Origin of the sequence: Saccharopolyspora soli, from assembly GCF_022678645.1 — a bacterium.
GTDB classification, from domain to species: Bacteria; Actinomycetota; Actinomycetes; order Mycobacteriales; family Pseudonocardiaceae; genus Saccharopolyspora; species Saccharopolyspora soli.
This window is the reverse complement of the sequence record NZ_JALBWV010000115.1, coordinates 1-14,586: the sequence shown is the minus strand read 5'-3', so window position 1 is coordinate 14,586 and position 14,586 is coordinate 1. Positions and strand designations below refer to the sequence as shown.

Annotated in this window: 11 protein-coding genes; 4 read left to right on the top strand and 7 right to left on the bottom strand. The window is 69.1% G+C overall.

The window, feature by feature from the left end; genetic code table 11:
- Window positions 1-173 precede the first annotated feature (173 nt).
- Entirely contained in the window at window positions 174-2,156 is a 1,983-nt protein-coding gene (acs, locus tag MOQ72_RS42470; protein ID WP_242191689.1) for an acetate--CoA ligase, read from the bottom strand.
- A 210-nt stretch (window positions 2,157-2,366) separates the two neighbouring features.
- On the opposite strand from acs, the gene MOQ72_RS42465 reads away from it, so the two are divergent.
- Both MOQ72_RS42465 and MOQ72_RS42460 read left to right on the top strand, forming a co-directional pair.
- The gene (locus MOQ72_RS42465; RefSeq protein ID WP_242191688.1) at window positions 2,367-3,119 is read left to right on the top strand and encodes a Fic family protein; all 753 of its coding nucleotides are present in this window, start codon (window positions 2,367-2,369) and stop codon (window positions 3,117-3,119) included.
- Window positions 3,120-3,192: 73 nt separating this feature from the next.
- Window positions 3,193-4,122: a nucleoside hydrolase gene (locus MOQ72_RS42460; protein ID WP_242191686.1), complete on the top strand. Its 930-nt coding sequence runs from the start codon at window positions 3,193-3,195 to the stop codon at window positions 4,120-4,122.
- Between the two features lie 42 nt (window positions 4,123-4,164).
- Here MOQ72_RS42460 and murQ read toward each other — a convergent pair whose 3' ends face one another.
- Window positions 4,165-5,079, bottom strand: coding sequence for an N-acetylmuramic acid 6-phosphate etherase (gene murQ / locus MOQ72_RS42455; protein WP_277955498.1), 915 nt, complete (start codon window positions 5,077-5,079; stop codon window positions 4,165-4,167).
- Window positions 5,080-5,138: 59 nt separating this feature from the next.
- On the bottom strand, window positions 5,139-6,059 hold the full coding sequence (locus MOQ72_RS42450; RefSeq protein ID WP_242191683.1) for a MurR/RpiR family transcriptional regulator: 921 nt from the start codon (window positions 6,057-6,059) through the stop codon (window positions 5,139-5,141).
- Between the two features lie 249 nt (window positions 6,060-6,308).
- Here MOQ72_RS42450 and MOQ72_RS42445 point away from each other — a divergent pair, with 249 nt between their 5' ends.
- Window positions 6,309-7,931, top strand: coding sequence for a purine-cytosine permease family protein (locus tag MOQ72_RS42445; RefSeq protein ID WP_242191682.1), 1,623 nt, complete (start codon window positions 6,309-6,311; stop codon window positions 7,929-7,931).
- 71 nt (window positions 7,932-8,002) lie between these two features.
- Here MOQ72_RS42445 and MOQ72_RS42440 read toward each other — a convergent pair whose 3' ends face one another.
- Window positions 8,003-8,395 (bottom strand): PPOX class F420-dependent oxidoreductase, encoded by a 393-nt coding sequence (locus MOQ72_RS42440; RefSeq protein ID WP_242191680.1) that lies wholly within the window; start codon window positions 8,393-8,395, stop codon window positions 8,003-8,005.
- A 175-nt stretch (window positions 8,396-8,570) separates the two neighbouring features.
- Here MOQ72_RS42440 and MOQ72_RS42435 point away from each other — a divergent pair, with 175 nt between their 5' ends.
- The gene (locus tag MOQ72_RS42435) at window positions 8,571-9,422 is read left to right on the top strand and encodes an MBL fold metallo-hydrolase (protein ID WP_242191677.1); all 852 of its coding nucleotides are present in this window, start codon (window positions 8,571-8,573) and stop codon (window positions 9,420-9,422) included.
- 37 nt (window positions 9,423-9,459) lie between these two features.
- Here MOQ72_RS42435 and MOQ72_RS42430 read toward each other — a convergent pair whose 3' ends face one another.
- From MOQ72_RS42430 to MOQ72_RS42420, 3 genes are read right to left on the bottom strand one after another with little or no spacing between them, the layout of a single operon-like run.
- Window positions 9,460-11,196 (bottom strand): serine hydrolase domain-containing protein, encoded by a 1,737-nt coding sequence (locus MOQ72_RS42430; RefSeq protein ID WP_242191675.1) that lies wholly within the window; start codon window positions 11,194-11,196, stop codon window positions 9,460-9,462.
- 10 nt (window positions 11,197-11,206) lie between these two features.
- The gene (locus tag MOQ72_RS42425; RefSeq protein WP_242191673.1) at window positions 11,207-12,490 is read right to left on the bottom strand and encodes an exo-beta-N-acetylmuramidase NamZ family protein; all 1,284 of its coding nucleotides are present in this window, start codon (window positions 12,488-12,490) and stop codon (window positions 11,207-11,209) included.
- Window positions 12,487-14,271: a glycoside hydrolase family 3 protein gene (locus tag MOQ72_RS42420; protein ID WP_242191672.1), complete on the bottom strand. Its 1,785-nt coding sequence runs from the start codon at window positions 14,269-14,271 to the stop codon at window positions 12,487-12,489. The genes MOQ72_RS42425 and MOQ72_RS42420 overlap by 4 nt, the downstream gene beginning before the upstream one ends.
- Between the last annotated feature and the right edge of the window lie 315 nt (window positions 14,272-14,586).

The window sequence follows — 14,586 nt, the reverse complement described above, 5'->3', positions numbered from 1 at the left end:
CCCCCCCCCCCCCCCCCCCCCGGGGGGGGGGGGGGGGCGGGGGGGGGGGGGCGTGCCCCCCCCCCCCCCCCCCCCCCCCCCCCCCCCCCCCCACCCAGCAGCGGCCAATCCGCGCACCCTCGATAAAAAGCGGCGCCCTCCCGGCGGGGAGGGCGCCGCCACGTGGTGCTCGATCAGTCGTCGCTGGAGGAGCTCAGCCCCTTGGAGATGAGGTCCATGACCGAGGAGTCGGCGAGCGTGGTGACGTCGCCGACCTCGCGGTTCTCCGCGACGTCGCGCAGCAGGCGGCGCATGATCTTGCCGGACCGGGTCTTGGGGAGTTCCGGCACGACCATGATCTGCCGGGGCTTGGCGATCGGGCCGATCTCGTGCGAGACGTGGTCGCGCAGCGCCTTGAGCGCGGCTTCGCCGCTGGCGGCGTCGTCGACCCCGCCGCGCAGGATGACGAAGGCGACGATGCCCTGGCCAGTGGTCGGGTCGCTGGCGCCGACGACCGCGGCTTCGGCGACGTTCGGGTGCGAGACCAGGGCGGATTCGACCTCGGTGGTGGAGATCCGGTGCCCGGAGACGTTCATGACGTCGTCCACCCGGCCCAGCAGCCAGATGTCGCCGTCGTCGTCGTACTTGGCGCCGTCCCCGGCGAAGTAGAAGCCCTTGTCCGCGAACTTCGCCCAGTAGGTGTCGCGGTAGCGCTCCTCGTCGCCCCAGATGCCGCGCAGCATCGACGGCCAGGGCTTGTCCAGCACCAGCAGGCCGCCACCGCCGTTGCCGACCTGGGTGCCGGTCTCGTCGACGACCTTCGCCGAGATGCCCGGCAGCGGGGCCTGCGCGGAGCCGGGTTTGGCGGTGGTGACGCCGGGCAGCGGCGAGATCATGATCGCGCCGGTCTCGGTCTGCCACCAGGTGTCCACGATCGGGGTCCCGTTCCCGCCGATGTTCTCCCGGTACCAGATCCATGCTTCGGGGTTGATCGGCTCACCCACGCTGCCCAGCACCCGCAGCGACGAGAGGTCGTACTTCGCGGGGATGTCCGCGCCCCACTTCATGAAGGTGCGGATCGTGGTGGGCGCGGTGTAGTAGATCGTCACCCCGTACTTCTGCACGACGTCCCAGTGGCGGCCCTCGTGCGGAGCGTTGGGGGTGCCCTCGTAGATCACCTGCGTGGCGCCGTTGGCCAGCGGTCCGTAGACGATGTAGGTGTGCCCGGTGACCCACCCGATGTCCGCGGTGCACCAGTAGACGTCCGACTCGGGCTTGAGGTCGAAGACGTTGTAGTGCGTGTAGGCGGCCTGGGTCAGGTAGCCGCCGGAGGTGTGCAGGATGCCCTTGGGCTTCCCGGTGGTGCCCGAGGTGTAGAGGATGAACAGCGGGTGCTCGGCGTCGAAGGACTCCGGGTCGTGCACGTCCGACTGGCCCTCGACGACGTCGTGCCACCACTTGTCGCGCTCGTCGTGCCACTCGACCTCGGTGGCGGTGCGCTTGACCACCAGCACGTGCTCGACGCTGGGGGTGTCGGCGACGGCTTCGTCCACATTGGCCTTCAGCGGCATCGCCTTGCCGCGCCGGTACTGCCCGTCGCAGGTGATGACGACCTTCGCCGCGGCGTCGTTGATCCGGGTCCGCAGCGCTTCCGCGGAGAAGCCGCCGAAGACCACGCTGTGCATCGCACCCAGGCGGGCGCACGCCAGCATCGAGAACACCGCCTCGGGCAGCATCGGCAAGTAGATCGCCACCCGGTCGCCCGCGCCCACGCCGAGCGCAGTCAGCGCGTTGGCGGTGCGGGAAACTTCCCGCTGCAGTTCCGCGTAGGTGATCGTGCGGGTGTCGCCGGGCTCGCCCTCCCAGTGGATGGCGACCCGGTCGCCGTTACCGGCTTCGACGTGCCGGTCCACGCAGTTGTAAGCGACGTTGAGCTTGCCGCCGACGAACCATTTCGCGAATGGCGCGTTCGACCAATCCAGAACCTGGTCCCACTTGGTTTCCCAATGCAGGCGTTCCGCCTGCTTCGCCCAGAACGCCTCCCGATCAGCGTCCGCTTCCGAATACAGCGCCGACGTGGCGTTCGCCTGCGCCGCGAATTCCTCGGACGGCGGGAATGTCCTGCTTTCGGTGAGCAGGTTGCTGAGCGTATTGCTGTGCCCGTCGGGCTGGCTCATTACCGAGAACCTCCCTGGTGATGGGGTCGCCAGTGCTATTGGAACCGTAGTGCGATCGGGCTCACGGCAACAGAGGGTTCGAGCAAATGGTTTAGACCAATCCGACATACGGTCCGAATCCGCCGCGACACGCAGGGCTGCGGCGCGGTCACTGTGTCACATGTCGCAGCCCAGACGGGCAGCGGGGCAGGGCCGGTAGCGTCGTCGGGCGTGACCAACAAGCCTTCGCCTTCGCTGGCACCGCTGCTGGAGTTGGACGGCGTCGCCGATGCCGTGGCCGCCGCGCGCGCGGCGATCGACGAAGTGCACCGGCACCCGGCGAACCGGCGGGGCTGGCCCACCACGGCGGCCGAGGCATCGGTGCGCGCCGCCCGCGCGTCGGCGGCCATCGCCGGTGGCGCGGCGGAAATCCCGGAGTCCGGGGAGGTCACCGATCCGATGCTGGCCGGATCGCTGCGGATCGCCGAGGCGATGGGCGCGCTGCTGCCCACCTGGCAGCGCGCGCCGCGACAGGCGCTGGCCCGGATGCACGTGCTCGCGGCTGCCGACTTGATCGACGACCCGGACCGGCTCGGACGTCCGCGTGCCGCCCCGGTGATCGCCGAGCGGCTCGACCTGCTCGCCGAGATCATCACCGATCGGCAGGCCCAGGGGCCGGGGCCGGTGCTGGCCGCTGTCGTGCACGGCGAACTCCTCGCGTTGCAGCCCTTCGGGACCGCCGACGGTGTGATCGCGCGGGCCGCGGCGCGGCTGAGCGTGATCGGCAGCGGGTTGGATCCGAAGGGGCTGGTGGTGCCGGAGGTCGCGTACTTCCGGCGGCAGCAGGAGTACGCGGGGCTGGCCCTGGGCTTCGCCACCGGAGATCCCGAGCAGGTCGCGGCCTGGATCGTGTACTGCTGCAAGGCCCTGGAATCCGGAGCGCGGGAGGCGAAATCCATCGCCGACGCGGTCCAGGAGGGCTGACGCGTGCTCGAATGGACTCGGTTCCAATCGGAACCGCACGGGAGAATGGTCGGAGGAAAAGGGGTTGGCTGCGGTGAAGAAGGTTCTGATCGACTGCGATCCCGGAATTGATGACGCGCTGGCGTTGGCACTGGCGCACGGCAATCCGGGGTTGGAGGTCGTCGGCGTCACGACCGTCGGGGGAAACGTCGAGCTGGAGCACACCACCGACAACGCACTGCGGCTGCACGACTTCTACGGCATGGACGTTCCGGTGGCGCGCGGCGCGGGACAGCCGTTGGTGCGCGAGCAGCTGACGGCCGGGGACGTGCACGGCAACACCGGCCTCGGCGACGTCGTGCTGCCCGAGCCGAAATCGAAGCTCAGCGACCAGCACGCGGTCGACTTCATCATCGACACCCTGGCCGCGGCGCCCGGCGAGATCAGCCTGGTCGCGATCGGACCGCTGACCAACATCGCGCTCGCGCTGCGCAAGGAACCGCGGATCGCCGAGTGGGTCGGGGAATTCGTCATCATGGGCGGCTCCTACACCAGGGGCAACCGGAATCCGGCCGCCGAGTTCAACATCATCGCCGACCCCGAGGCGGCGGCCGTCGCGTTCGGCGCGCCCTGGCGGACGGTCATGATCGGGCTGGACCTGACCCACCAGGCGCGGGCGAACGCGGCGGTGCGGACGCGGTTCACCGACCTCGGACGGCTGGGGTCGGAGCTGATCACGCCGTGCCTGGACTTCTACGGCCAGCACATCAGCTACCGCGACGAGGGCCCGGCGATCCACGACGCGTGCGCGATCGCGTACGTGATCGACCCGAGCCTGGTCCAGACGGTGTCGGCCCGCGTCGACGTCGAAACGCAGGGCCGGTTCACCTCGGGCATGACGGTCACCGACTTCAGGGCCCCGGCCGACCGGCACAACGCCGAGGTGGCCACCACGCTCGACGCGGACCGCTTCTGGACCCTGCTGGCCGACGCTTTCCGCAACGTGGCCAACAACCTCTCGTGAGTGCGAAAGCGGGTTGGAGCCCGCTTTCGCACTCACGACCGGCTATCGCTTCGCGAGGACTTGCAGGGCGTCGCGCACGTGGCCGTCGGAGACCGCCAACGCCGCCGCCGCTCGCTCCACGTCGACGCCGGTGAGCAAGTGCACCAACGCGGTTTTGAGATCTCCGTCGGCTGCGTTGAGCGCCGCAGCGCAAGCCTCCTCGGAGGCGTTGGTCGCCTCCTGCAGGATGCTGATCGTCCGGCCGCGCAGCTTCGCGTTGGTGGCCAGCATGCTGACCATCAGGTTCGAGTAGGTCCGCCCCATCCGGATCATCACCGCGGTGGAGAACGAGGTGAGCACCAGCTTCTGCGCGGTGCCCGCCTTCATCCGGGTCGAGCCGGTGATCGGCTCCGGCCCGGTGTCCACCGCGATCACCACGTCGGCGGGCACGTCCCCGACGTCCGGGTTCGACGTCACCAAACCGGTCCGCGCCCCGAGGCGCTGCGCGGCGTCCAGCGCGGCCAGCACGAACGGGGTGCGGCCGGACGCGGCCAGCCCGAGCACGAAGTCGACGCCGGTGGCGTTCTCGCGGATCGCGGTGGCGCCGGATTCGGTGTCGTCCTCGGCGTTCTCCACGGCGTGCCGGAACGCGTCGGGCCCACCCGCCTGGTGCGCGACGATCCAGTTCGGCGGCACGTTGAAGGTCGGGACCAGCTCGGCGGCGTCCAACACCGCGAGCCGCCCGGAGGTACCCGCTCCCACGTAGTGCACCCGGCCACCGGCGCGCAGCGCCGCGACGGCCATGTCCACGGCGCTGGCCAACTCCGGCAGCACCCGGCCGACCGCCACCGGCACCGTCCGGTCCTCGCCGTTGAGGACGTGCAGGATGTCCAAGGTTGGCAGCAGGTCGATGTCCCTGGTCCTGGGGTTGTTGCGTTCGGTTGGAGCGTCCACGCGCACCGCGCGCTCCCGGCTCATCACGCCTCCTGCGGCTGTTGCGGGGACATCTGGTCGGGACGCGGGTAGTCCTCGCGCATTCACGTCTCCTTCTGCCGCCGACGGTCCGGTCGGCTGCCCAGGCGGTGGCCGCCCACTGCCTCGTAGGTGGCCTCCAGCGCTGACTTGGCCTGGTCCAGGTGGCGTTGGGCGACACCGATGAACAGGCAGTCGATCACGGTCAGCTGGCCGATGCGGCTGGCCATCGCGCCGGAGCGGTAGGTGGTCTCGCGCACCGCAGTGGTCAGCACGTGGCTGGCGACTTCGGTGATGGGTGAGCGCGCGAAGTTGGTCAGCGCGGCCGTGGTGGCCCCGCGCCGACGCGCTTCGCGCAGCGCCTCGACCGTTTCCGCGGTGGCACCGGTGTGCGAGATGCCGATGGCGACATCTCCCTCGCGGAGCACCGCGGCCGAGGTTAGCGCGTTGTGCGTGTCGGACCAGGCGAAGCAGGTCAGACCGATGCGGTGCAGCTTCTGCTGCAGGTCGAGCGCGACGAAGGCACTGGCGCCGACGCCGTAGACGTCGATGCGGCGGGCTTGGGCCACATCGTCGACGAGCCGCTGCAGGACCATGGGGTCCAGCTGCCCCGCGGTTTCCTCGACGGCCTTGGCGTCCGCGTAGCCGACCTTCTCGATGATCTGCCCGATGTCGTCGTCGGGTGCGATGTCGCTGCCCAGTTCGCGGTCGCGGGTCGACGTGCGGGCGGTGTCGGCGGCCAGCGCGATGCGCAGGTCCGGGTAGCCGCCGACGCCGATCGCCTTGCAGAACCGGGTGACGGTGGTCTCGCTGGTGCCAGCGGCCTCGGCCACCTCGGTGATGCTGCGCCGGGCGATCGAGGCGGGATCGGCGAGCACGATGTTGGCCACGCGCTGCTCGGCTCGGGCGAGGCCGGGCAGCAGGGAGCGGATCTTGACGAGCGGACTGCCCTCGCCCGATTCGCGGAACGTGTCGTCAGTGACCATGTGGGAAACTTACTAACCGCTGCTTGTGCAGGTCAATGGGCCTCTTCTGGGTTTCCTTCGGGTAGACGGGGCAACTTCATACCCAGGTTGCATCTGAACCCAACTACTCCGAAAGGGGTAATTGTCCGTCCAGTAGCGCGCCGACGCATTTCACACCCGGCGTCATGCACCGGAAACCTCTGTTGTTCATGGCGGAAACATCCATGACCAACACTGCCGTCCGCACGTGCGTTCGGGAGGAGGCAGCGGATGGTCGTCGGAACGACGCGGAAGGGTCCGCCGAAGGACCAGGCGGTGCGGGAGACGCTGGAGGACTACACGCTGCGCTTCGCGCCGCGCAGCTATCGGCGTTGGAAGCCGAGCGTGGTGGCGACGACGGCGTTGGGCGGCATCGCCTACCTCGCCGACTTCTCCATCGGCGCGGGCATCGGCTTGAGCTACGGCACGCTGAACGCGCTGGTCGCGATCCTGGTCGCGGCGGTGATCATCTTCGTCACCGGGCTGCCGCTGGCCTACTACGGCGCGCGCTACAACATCGACCTCGACCTGATCACCCGCGGCTCCGGGTTCGGCTACTACGGCTCGGTGCTGACCAGCGTGATCTTCGGCAGCTTCACCTTCATCTTCTTCGCCACCGAAGGCGCGATCATGGCGCAGGGCCTGAAGGTCGGGCTCGGGGTGCCGCTGTGGCTCGGGTACCTGATCACGACGCTGATCGTGGTGCCGCTGGTCATCTACGGCATGAAGGCGCTGAGCAAGCTCCAGGTGTGGACCACGCCGCTGTGGCTGCTGCTGATGGTCGGCCCGATCGGTTACCTGGTGATCGTCGATCCGGGCTCGGTGAGTTCCTGGCTGGCGTTCACCGGGTCGGACGCCAGCGGGCTCAACGCCGCATCGGTGATGCTCGGTGCCGGGGTGGCGTTGTCGCTGATGGCGCAGATCGGCGAGCAGATCGACTACCTGCGGTTCATGCCGCCGCGCACCGCGGCGAACAAGCGGTCCTGGTGGGCCTCGATGCTGGTGGCCGGTCCGGGCTGGGTGGTCTTCGGCGCGGTCAAACAGGCCACCGGGGCGTTCCTGGCGTTCTTCATCATGGGCGTGGCCGGTGCGGCGGCCACCGAGCCGGTGCAGCAGTTCATGGGCATCTACGAGTTGTTCATGCCGGTTTGGCTGGCGATTCCGCTGGCGGTGGTGCTGGTGGTGCTCAGCCAGGTGAAGATCAACGTCACCAACGCCTACTCCGGCTCGTTGACCTGGACCAACTCGTTCAGCCGGATCACCAAGCGCTACCCGGGCCGGATCGTGTTCGTGCTGCTCAACCTGCTGGTGGCGCTGGTCCTGATGGAGGCGAACATGTTCGCCTTCCTGAACTCGGTGCTCAGCTTCTACGCCAACTGCGCGATCGCGTGGGTGGTCACGGTGGCCACCGACATCCTGATCAACAAGTACGTGCTGAAGCTGTCGCCGAAGGAGCCGGAGTTCCGCCGCGGCATGCTGTACGCGGTGAACCCGGTCGGCGTGGTGGCGTTCCTGGCCTCGGCGATCATCTCGATCGCGATGTACTTCGGTGCCTTCGGCGCGACGATCCAGCCGTACTCGCCGATCGCGGCGGTGGTCATCGCGGCAGTGCTGACCCCGCTGATGGCGGTGGTCACGCGGGGCCGCTACTACCTGCGCCGCACGGACGACGGCATCGCCGAACCCCGCTTCGACGCCGAGGGCACACCGGTCGCCACCACCTACACCTGCGACGTCTGCCAGCAGGACTTCGAGCGCCCGGACGTCCTCGCCTCCGCGCAACCCGACACGCTCATCTGCTCCCTATGCCTCACCACGGACCGCACCGGCACCCACGTCCTCCCGGCGACGTAACCAGGTGAAGGGCACCTTTGACCGGGTAAGCCGGTCGAAGGTGCCCTTCGCTCATCACCTGATCCGGGCGTTCACTGGGCTGTCGAGTGCTCGGGTTCGACGTAGATGACCACGCGCTCCTCGCCGGGCTGGGGCCACGGGTATTCGTCCTCGTCGAGGTACTTCTTCGCCATCTTGTTGATGAACGCGTTGTTCGAATCGTCCTCGATCTTGGCGACCTTGCCGCGCACCTCCACGTAGCGGTAGGGCTGGTCGGGGTCGTGCGCGGAGATCGAAATGCGCGGCTCCCGCCGCAGGTTCCGGTACTTCTGCCGGTTCTTGGTCTGGCTGAACTTCAGGTAGCGGCCGTCCCAGTCGATCCACACCGGATTGGACTGGGGCTCGCCGTGCGGCCCGATGGTGGCCACGTGCGCGAACGTGCGTTTGCTCAGGATGTCCTCGCGGTCTTGCGGAATCGCGGACACTTCGGCTCCCTCCGACGGTTTCGGCTTCGTCGGCCCGACATTGCCCGCCGCCGGGACGCGCCGCGAGTCGAGCGGCTCCCCTGATGGGGGCTCGTCAACGAGACATCGGCGTGTGACTGGTCCGGCAAGCTAGAACTGTTGCAGTTGTAATTGTTCAAGTTGTAAGTTACTTGGCATGAGTGATGAGCAGCGCTGGAACACGGCGGCCGGAATCCGCTCAATCGAGCTCGGTGATCTGCGGGTCAGCTACGTCCCGGACGGGGTGGTGGGACTCAAACCGCGTGGTTGGTTCCAGGAGACGACCGAGGACGACTGGCGCGAGCACGCGCGGCACCTCGGCGAAACCGGGCACTTGGTCGCCAGCATCGGCGGGTTGCTCGTCGAACGGGGTTCGCGGGCGGTGCTGATCGACGCGGGCTTCGGGCCGTCGGCCTTCCCGGACGATCCGCAGAACCCGATCATCGGCGCCATCCGCGGGCGCGACCTGCTGGACAACCTGGGGAAGCTGGGGCGCGCGCCCGACGAGATCGAAGCCGTCGCGATCACCCACCTGCACACCGACCACATCGGCTGGGTGCACCACGGTGCCTTCCCCACGGCTCGGTTGCTGGTCTCCGAGCAGGAATGGCAGCGGCGCGACGAGCACGCCCCGGACGTCACGGACGAGATGCTGGACAGGATGGGTGCTCAGGTCGAAACCGTCCACGATGGACAGGAGATCTTCCCCGGCGTGCGGGCGCGGCACTCGTTCGGCCACACACCCGGCCACACCTCGTACACGATCACCTCCGGTGGCCAGCGGTTGATCGTCATCGGCGACGCGCTGCACAGTGCGGTGCAGATCGGCAACCCGACCTGGCCGGTGTGGATCGACACCGACCGCGCCGAGGCGATCCGCTCCCGGCTGGACTTGGTGCGCGAACTCCGGGAGCCGAACACGATCGGCTTCGGCATCCACTTCGCCGACGTCCAGTTCGGCCGCGCCATCGCCGAATCCGACACCACCCGCTGGGAACCCCTGCCGTAACTCGCTTTGCGCGGCGGACCCCAGCCGCCGTGACTGGTCAGCGGCTGGTGGCGACCCAGCCGTCGGGGTGCAGGCGGGCGGCTTCGAGTTCGCCGTCCAACAGGGTCGCGTTGCGGTCGGCGACGAGGATGCCGTCCACGTTCACCCCGCGCCCGGCGTACTGGTCGTCCAGCGCGTAGCGCCACCGCAGCCGCACCTGCTGCCCAGCAGTCGCGTTGACCGTGCCCTGCACCTTCCACCAACTGCGGTGCCCCGCCCCGGCCAGCGAACCCTGCGGCTCGTCGGGCGCACCGGGGCCGGACGCCTGCAACGTCACCGGCTGCCAGCCAACGCCGTCCACACTGGACTCGACGAACAGCGGATCCGCGCCGTCGGCGTCGCGCTGGGTGTCCACGAAGGCGTTGAACGACACCTGCATGTCGCCGCTCACCGGCCCGAGCGGATCGGTGGTCAACGTGCCGGGGCCTTCGGCGAACCACGACTGCGAGCCACGGGCTGGCTTCACGGCCAGAGCCTCCGCCAACCCCTGCGCCAGCGCCTGGCGGGCGCGGTTGTTCGATCCCCAGTCCCGCGACGGGTGCACGCGGTTGGTCAGCAGCACGACCACTGAACGCGACGCCGGATCGATCACCAGCGACGTCCCGGTGAAACCGGTGTGGCCCGCGGTGTGCGGTGCGCTGAGCCCCGCCATGTACCAGCGCTGGTCGAGCTCGAAGCCCAAACCGTGCGCATTGCCGGGAAAAGCGCTGTTGAAGTTGGTCAGCATCGCCTCGACGCTGTGCTCGGACAGGATGCGGTGGCCGTCGTAGCTGCCGCCGTTGAGCAGCGCCTGGCCCAGCACCGAGAGGTCGTCGGCGGTGGTGAAGATCCCGGCATGCCCGGCGACTCCGCCCAGTGACCACGCGTTCTCGTCGTGCACCTGCCCGCGCAGCATGCCGCGCGGCGGATCGACTTCGTCCTCCGTCGCCGCGATGCGGTGCAGCTTCGATGCGGGCGGGTTGTAGCCGGTGTCGGACATCCCGAGCGGCTCGGTGATCTGCCCCGCCACCACCTGGTCCAGCGGCGCGCCGCTGACCCGCTGGACCAGCAGGCCGAGCGTGATCATGTTCGGGTCGGAGTAGGTGTAGTGGGTGCCCGGCGGGAATTCCGGCGTCAGCTGCATGATCGCCGGAATCCGCTGCTCCGGTGGCAGTTTCCACAGCTTCACCTCGGCCTGCAGACCCGAGGTGTGGGTGAGCAACTGCTGCACGGTGATCGACTGCTTGCCGTTGACGCCGAACTCCGGCAGGTACTCGGCCACCGGCGCGTCCAACCGCACCTTGCCGTCATCGACCGCCTGCAGCACCGCGATCGAGGTGAACAGCTTGCTCAGCGAGGCGGCGTCGAAGATCGTGTCGGGACGCATCGGGTCCTGCTGCTCAGGGGGCAGTTCGGTGCCCTGGCGGTCCGCGTAGCGCACTTCCTGCCCAACCGCCTCGCGGCGCACCACGATGCCGTCGTGCGCGACCAGGCTCACCGCGCCCGCGTACATCGGATGCTCCAGGTCGGGCGTCTTGTTCGTCCAACCAGCGATCTGCCGCAGCGCCGCGTCGAGCGGGCCGGGGTCGAGCCCGGCTTCTTCCGGGGTGCCGTCGCGCAGCAGGGTGCTGGCGGGTGCGAATCCCTGCTCGGGGCGGTCGAAACGGCCGTGCACGTGGCCGGGCGACGCCATTGCCGAGCCCGCCAGCGTGGTGACCGCCAGCAGGGCCGTCGCCAACAGAATCGTCTTGGCCATTGCTTCCCCCTCAGCGGTACAGCAGATATGGCTCGCGTTGTCGCCGGAAGTCGGCGGCCTCGTCCTGCCAGGCGTCGACGATCTCCGGCACGTCGGCCCCCGCATCGACCATCGTGCGCAACCGGTCCGAGCCTGACAACTTGTCGATCATGTTGTCCGGCCGCCAGCCGAAGACCTGCGGGTACAGCCGCCGCGCGGTGACGATCATGGCGACCGCGGCGCGGATCGCGTCGATCTCACCGGAGCGGTACAGCTGCACTCCACCACAGGTCAAGTTGGCGTGCTTGGAAAACGTCGGAACGAAGTACGTTTCGCGGAACCGGAGGCCGTCGAGCCCAGCGGCGTTGAGCTGCTCCGCCCACCGCCAGTCGATGCCGGGCGCGCCGATGATCTCGAACGGCCTGGTGGTGCCTCGGCCTTCGGAGAGCAGGGTGCCCTCGAACAGCCCGGTGCCGGGGTAAACCGCGGCGGTGTCCGGCGTCGGCATGTTCGGGCTGGGCGGCACCCACGGCAGCCCGGTGTCCGTGCCACGCCCCCGCCAGCCTTCGACGCGAGCCACGTTGAGCTGCGGCAACGGGCTCGGCAGGTACTCGCGGTCGAACATCCGTGCCAGCTCGCCGACCGTCATGCCGTGCTGCTGCACGATCGGCAGCAGCCCGACCCCGGAGGCGAATCGCGGGTCCAGTCGCGGACCGGCCACCTGGGCGCCGATCGGATTCGGCCGGTCGAGCACCAGGAACGCCGCGCCGGTCTGCTGCGCGGCCTGCATCGCGGTGTACATCGTCCAGATGTAGGTGTAGAAGCGGGCGCCCACGTCGGCGATGTCGAACACGACCTGTTCGACGCCCGCCTTGCGGAACATCTCGGCCAGCTTCGCCGCATCGGCACCGTACGCGTCGAACACCGGCAGACCGGTGCGCGGATCGCGGTAATCGCCTTCCGAACCACCTGCCTGCGAGGTGCCGCGAAATCCGTGTTCCGGCCCGAAGACCGCGACGATGTTGACCGCTCCGCTGGCGTGCATGGCGTCCACCACGTGCTCCAGCGACGCCAGCACGCCGGTCGGGTTGGTCACCACGCCGATCCGACGGCCGGTGACGTCCTCCCAGTTCCGCGCGGCGAGCACGTCCGCCCCGGTCCGGACGTCGGAGCCGGGGCTGGTGGACGGCGCAGCAGCGCACGCGGAACTCGCCGCGATGCCCGCCGCGGGCACCGACAACGCGGCGGCGGTCAGCAGGCCACGCCGCGTTAGTCGTGAGTGCGTTGTAGGGCTGGAGCCCGCTTCGCCGCTCACGACCCCGACCAGCCCAGGCCGTGGCCGAACGGGTACTTGTCGACACCGGGCTGGTTCGGGTCGGGCACCGGGACCGGCAGCTTGCCGACCGGAGCGATCTCCCCGAAGAGCACCTTCGTCAGCGACTCCATCGCCACCGCCTTGTCCGAGTAAGTGGCGATCCAGGCGGGCAAGTCGACGTAGGCCGCGTCGTAGGGATCCCGGACCGCGACCGCGACCACCGGTTTTCCGGTCTGCTGCAAGGCGCGGACCAGGTCGAGCTGCGTCGCATTTGTCGCACTCCAGGCGGCGTTGGTCAGCACCACCGTGACGTCGTGGCGCTTGGCTTCCTCGACGGCCTGGTTGATCTGCTCCGGTGTCGGCTGCAGACCGGTCGCCAACGCCGACGCCTGCGGCCCGCGCGCCTTGATCCGCTCGGCCAGCGCGGCGGTCGCCTTGTCACCAGCCCCGGTCACGAACATCGTCCCCGGCGACTTGAGCGGCAGCATCCCGTCGTTGCGCAGCACGGTCGTGGTGCGGTCGGTGATGCCCTGCGCCGCTGCCAGGTGTTCCGGCGTGCCGACGATCTGATCCACTTTGGACACATCGACGAAGGGGTTGTCCAGCACGCCACGAGCGGACTTCAACGCCAGGATGCGCGCCACGCTCTCGTCGATGCGCTGCTCGGTGAGCTGACCGGTGCGCACCGCGTTGATTACGCCGTCGATGGCGGTCTGCACGTTGAACGGCATCAACATCAGGTCGGCCCCGGCTTTCAGCGCCAGCACCGGGATTTCGGCGTCCGGGTGCTTCTGCCGGACCCCGTCCATCTGCAGCGAGTCGGTGACGATCACACCCTGGTAGCCGAGTTCGTCGCGCAGCATCCCGGTGAGCACCTTGGGTGCCAGCGTGGACGGTTCGCCGGAATCATCGAGCTTGGGCACCACGATGTGCGCGCTCATCACCGTGTCCGCCCCGGCGGCGATCGCCTCCTTGAACGGCGGCGCGTCCAACTGCTCCCACTGCTGCCGGTCGTGCTCGATCACCGGCAGCGAGGTGTGGCTGTCCTGGTTGGTGTCGCCGTGGCCGGGGAAGTGCTTGACCGCCGCCGACACCGTCTCGCCCGGCGGCGCCGAGTCCTCGTAGCTGCGGACCTGCGCGGCGGTGAACTGCGCGGCCAGCGCGGGATCGGAGGAGAACGACCGCACTCCGATCACGGGGTTCGCCGGGTTGACGTTGACGTCCCCACTCGGTGCGAAGTTCTGGTTCAGCCCCATCGCCCGCAGTTCCTGCCCGGTGATCGCGGCCGACTGACCGGCGTCGTCGACGCTGCGACCGGCGCCGAGCGCCATGTTGCCGGGGAACTGGGTGGCGGGCTCCAGGATCCGGGTGACCTGGCCCTGCTCCTGGTCCGTGGAGATCAGCAGCGGCACCCGCGCGCCGGAGGTCACCGCGGCGTTCTGCAATCCGTTGGACAGTTCGGCGATCTGCTTCGGGTCGTAGAGGCTGTCGGTCCAGGCGAAGTGGATGATGCCGCCCAGGTGGTACTTCTGCACCACCTGCGCCGGGGTGTCGACGCCGAACTCCTCCTTGTTCGTCGGGTGCGCGGTGTCGGCCGTGCGTCCGTAGGCGTAGGTCACGAACAACTGGCCCACTTTCTCCTCCAGCGTCATCTGCTGGAGGAGCTCGGCAGGTGACAGCCGTTGTTGCGGAGCGGCGGCACCACCGGTCGCGAAAAGGGCCGCGGCGCCGATGGCGATGGCGCTGAGCGTGACAACGCCGCGGCGCGCTCGGGTCTTCACGTTGGCCTCCCTGCGGAGCGGAACTTGACTGCGAAAACTGTTCACCGCGAATTCGGTCGAATTCGGAAGTTACTCACGCCACCGGTGCTGGTCAACGCTGTGCACCGGCGTGGACGCAGACAGTTCGCCCAAAATGTTCGCCGTGGAACGCGGTGGTGCCGCCCCTGCGGGAGTTCCGTCCTCCCGGACCTGGACATACGGCGGGGGCCCCCGCGGGGGGGGGGGGGGGCGGCCCCCCCCCGCCCCGGCCTGCGCCGGGGCTACCGCGCCCGCGTGGGGTCCAGAGAGAGGGGCGGCGGGGGCGGCCCCCGACCA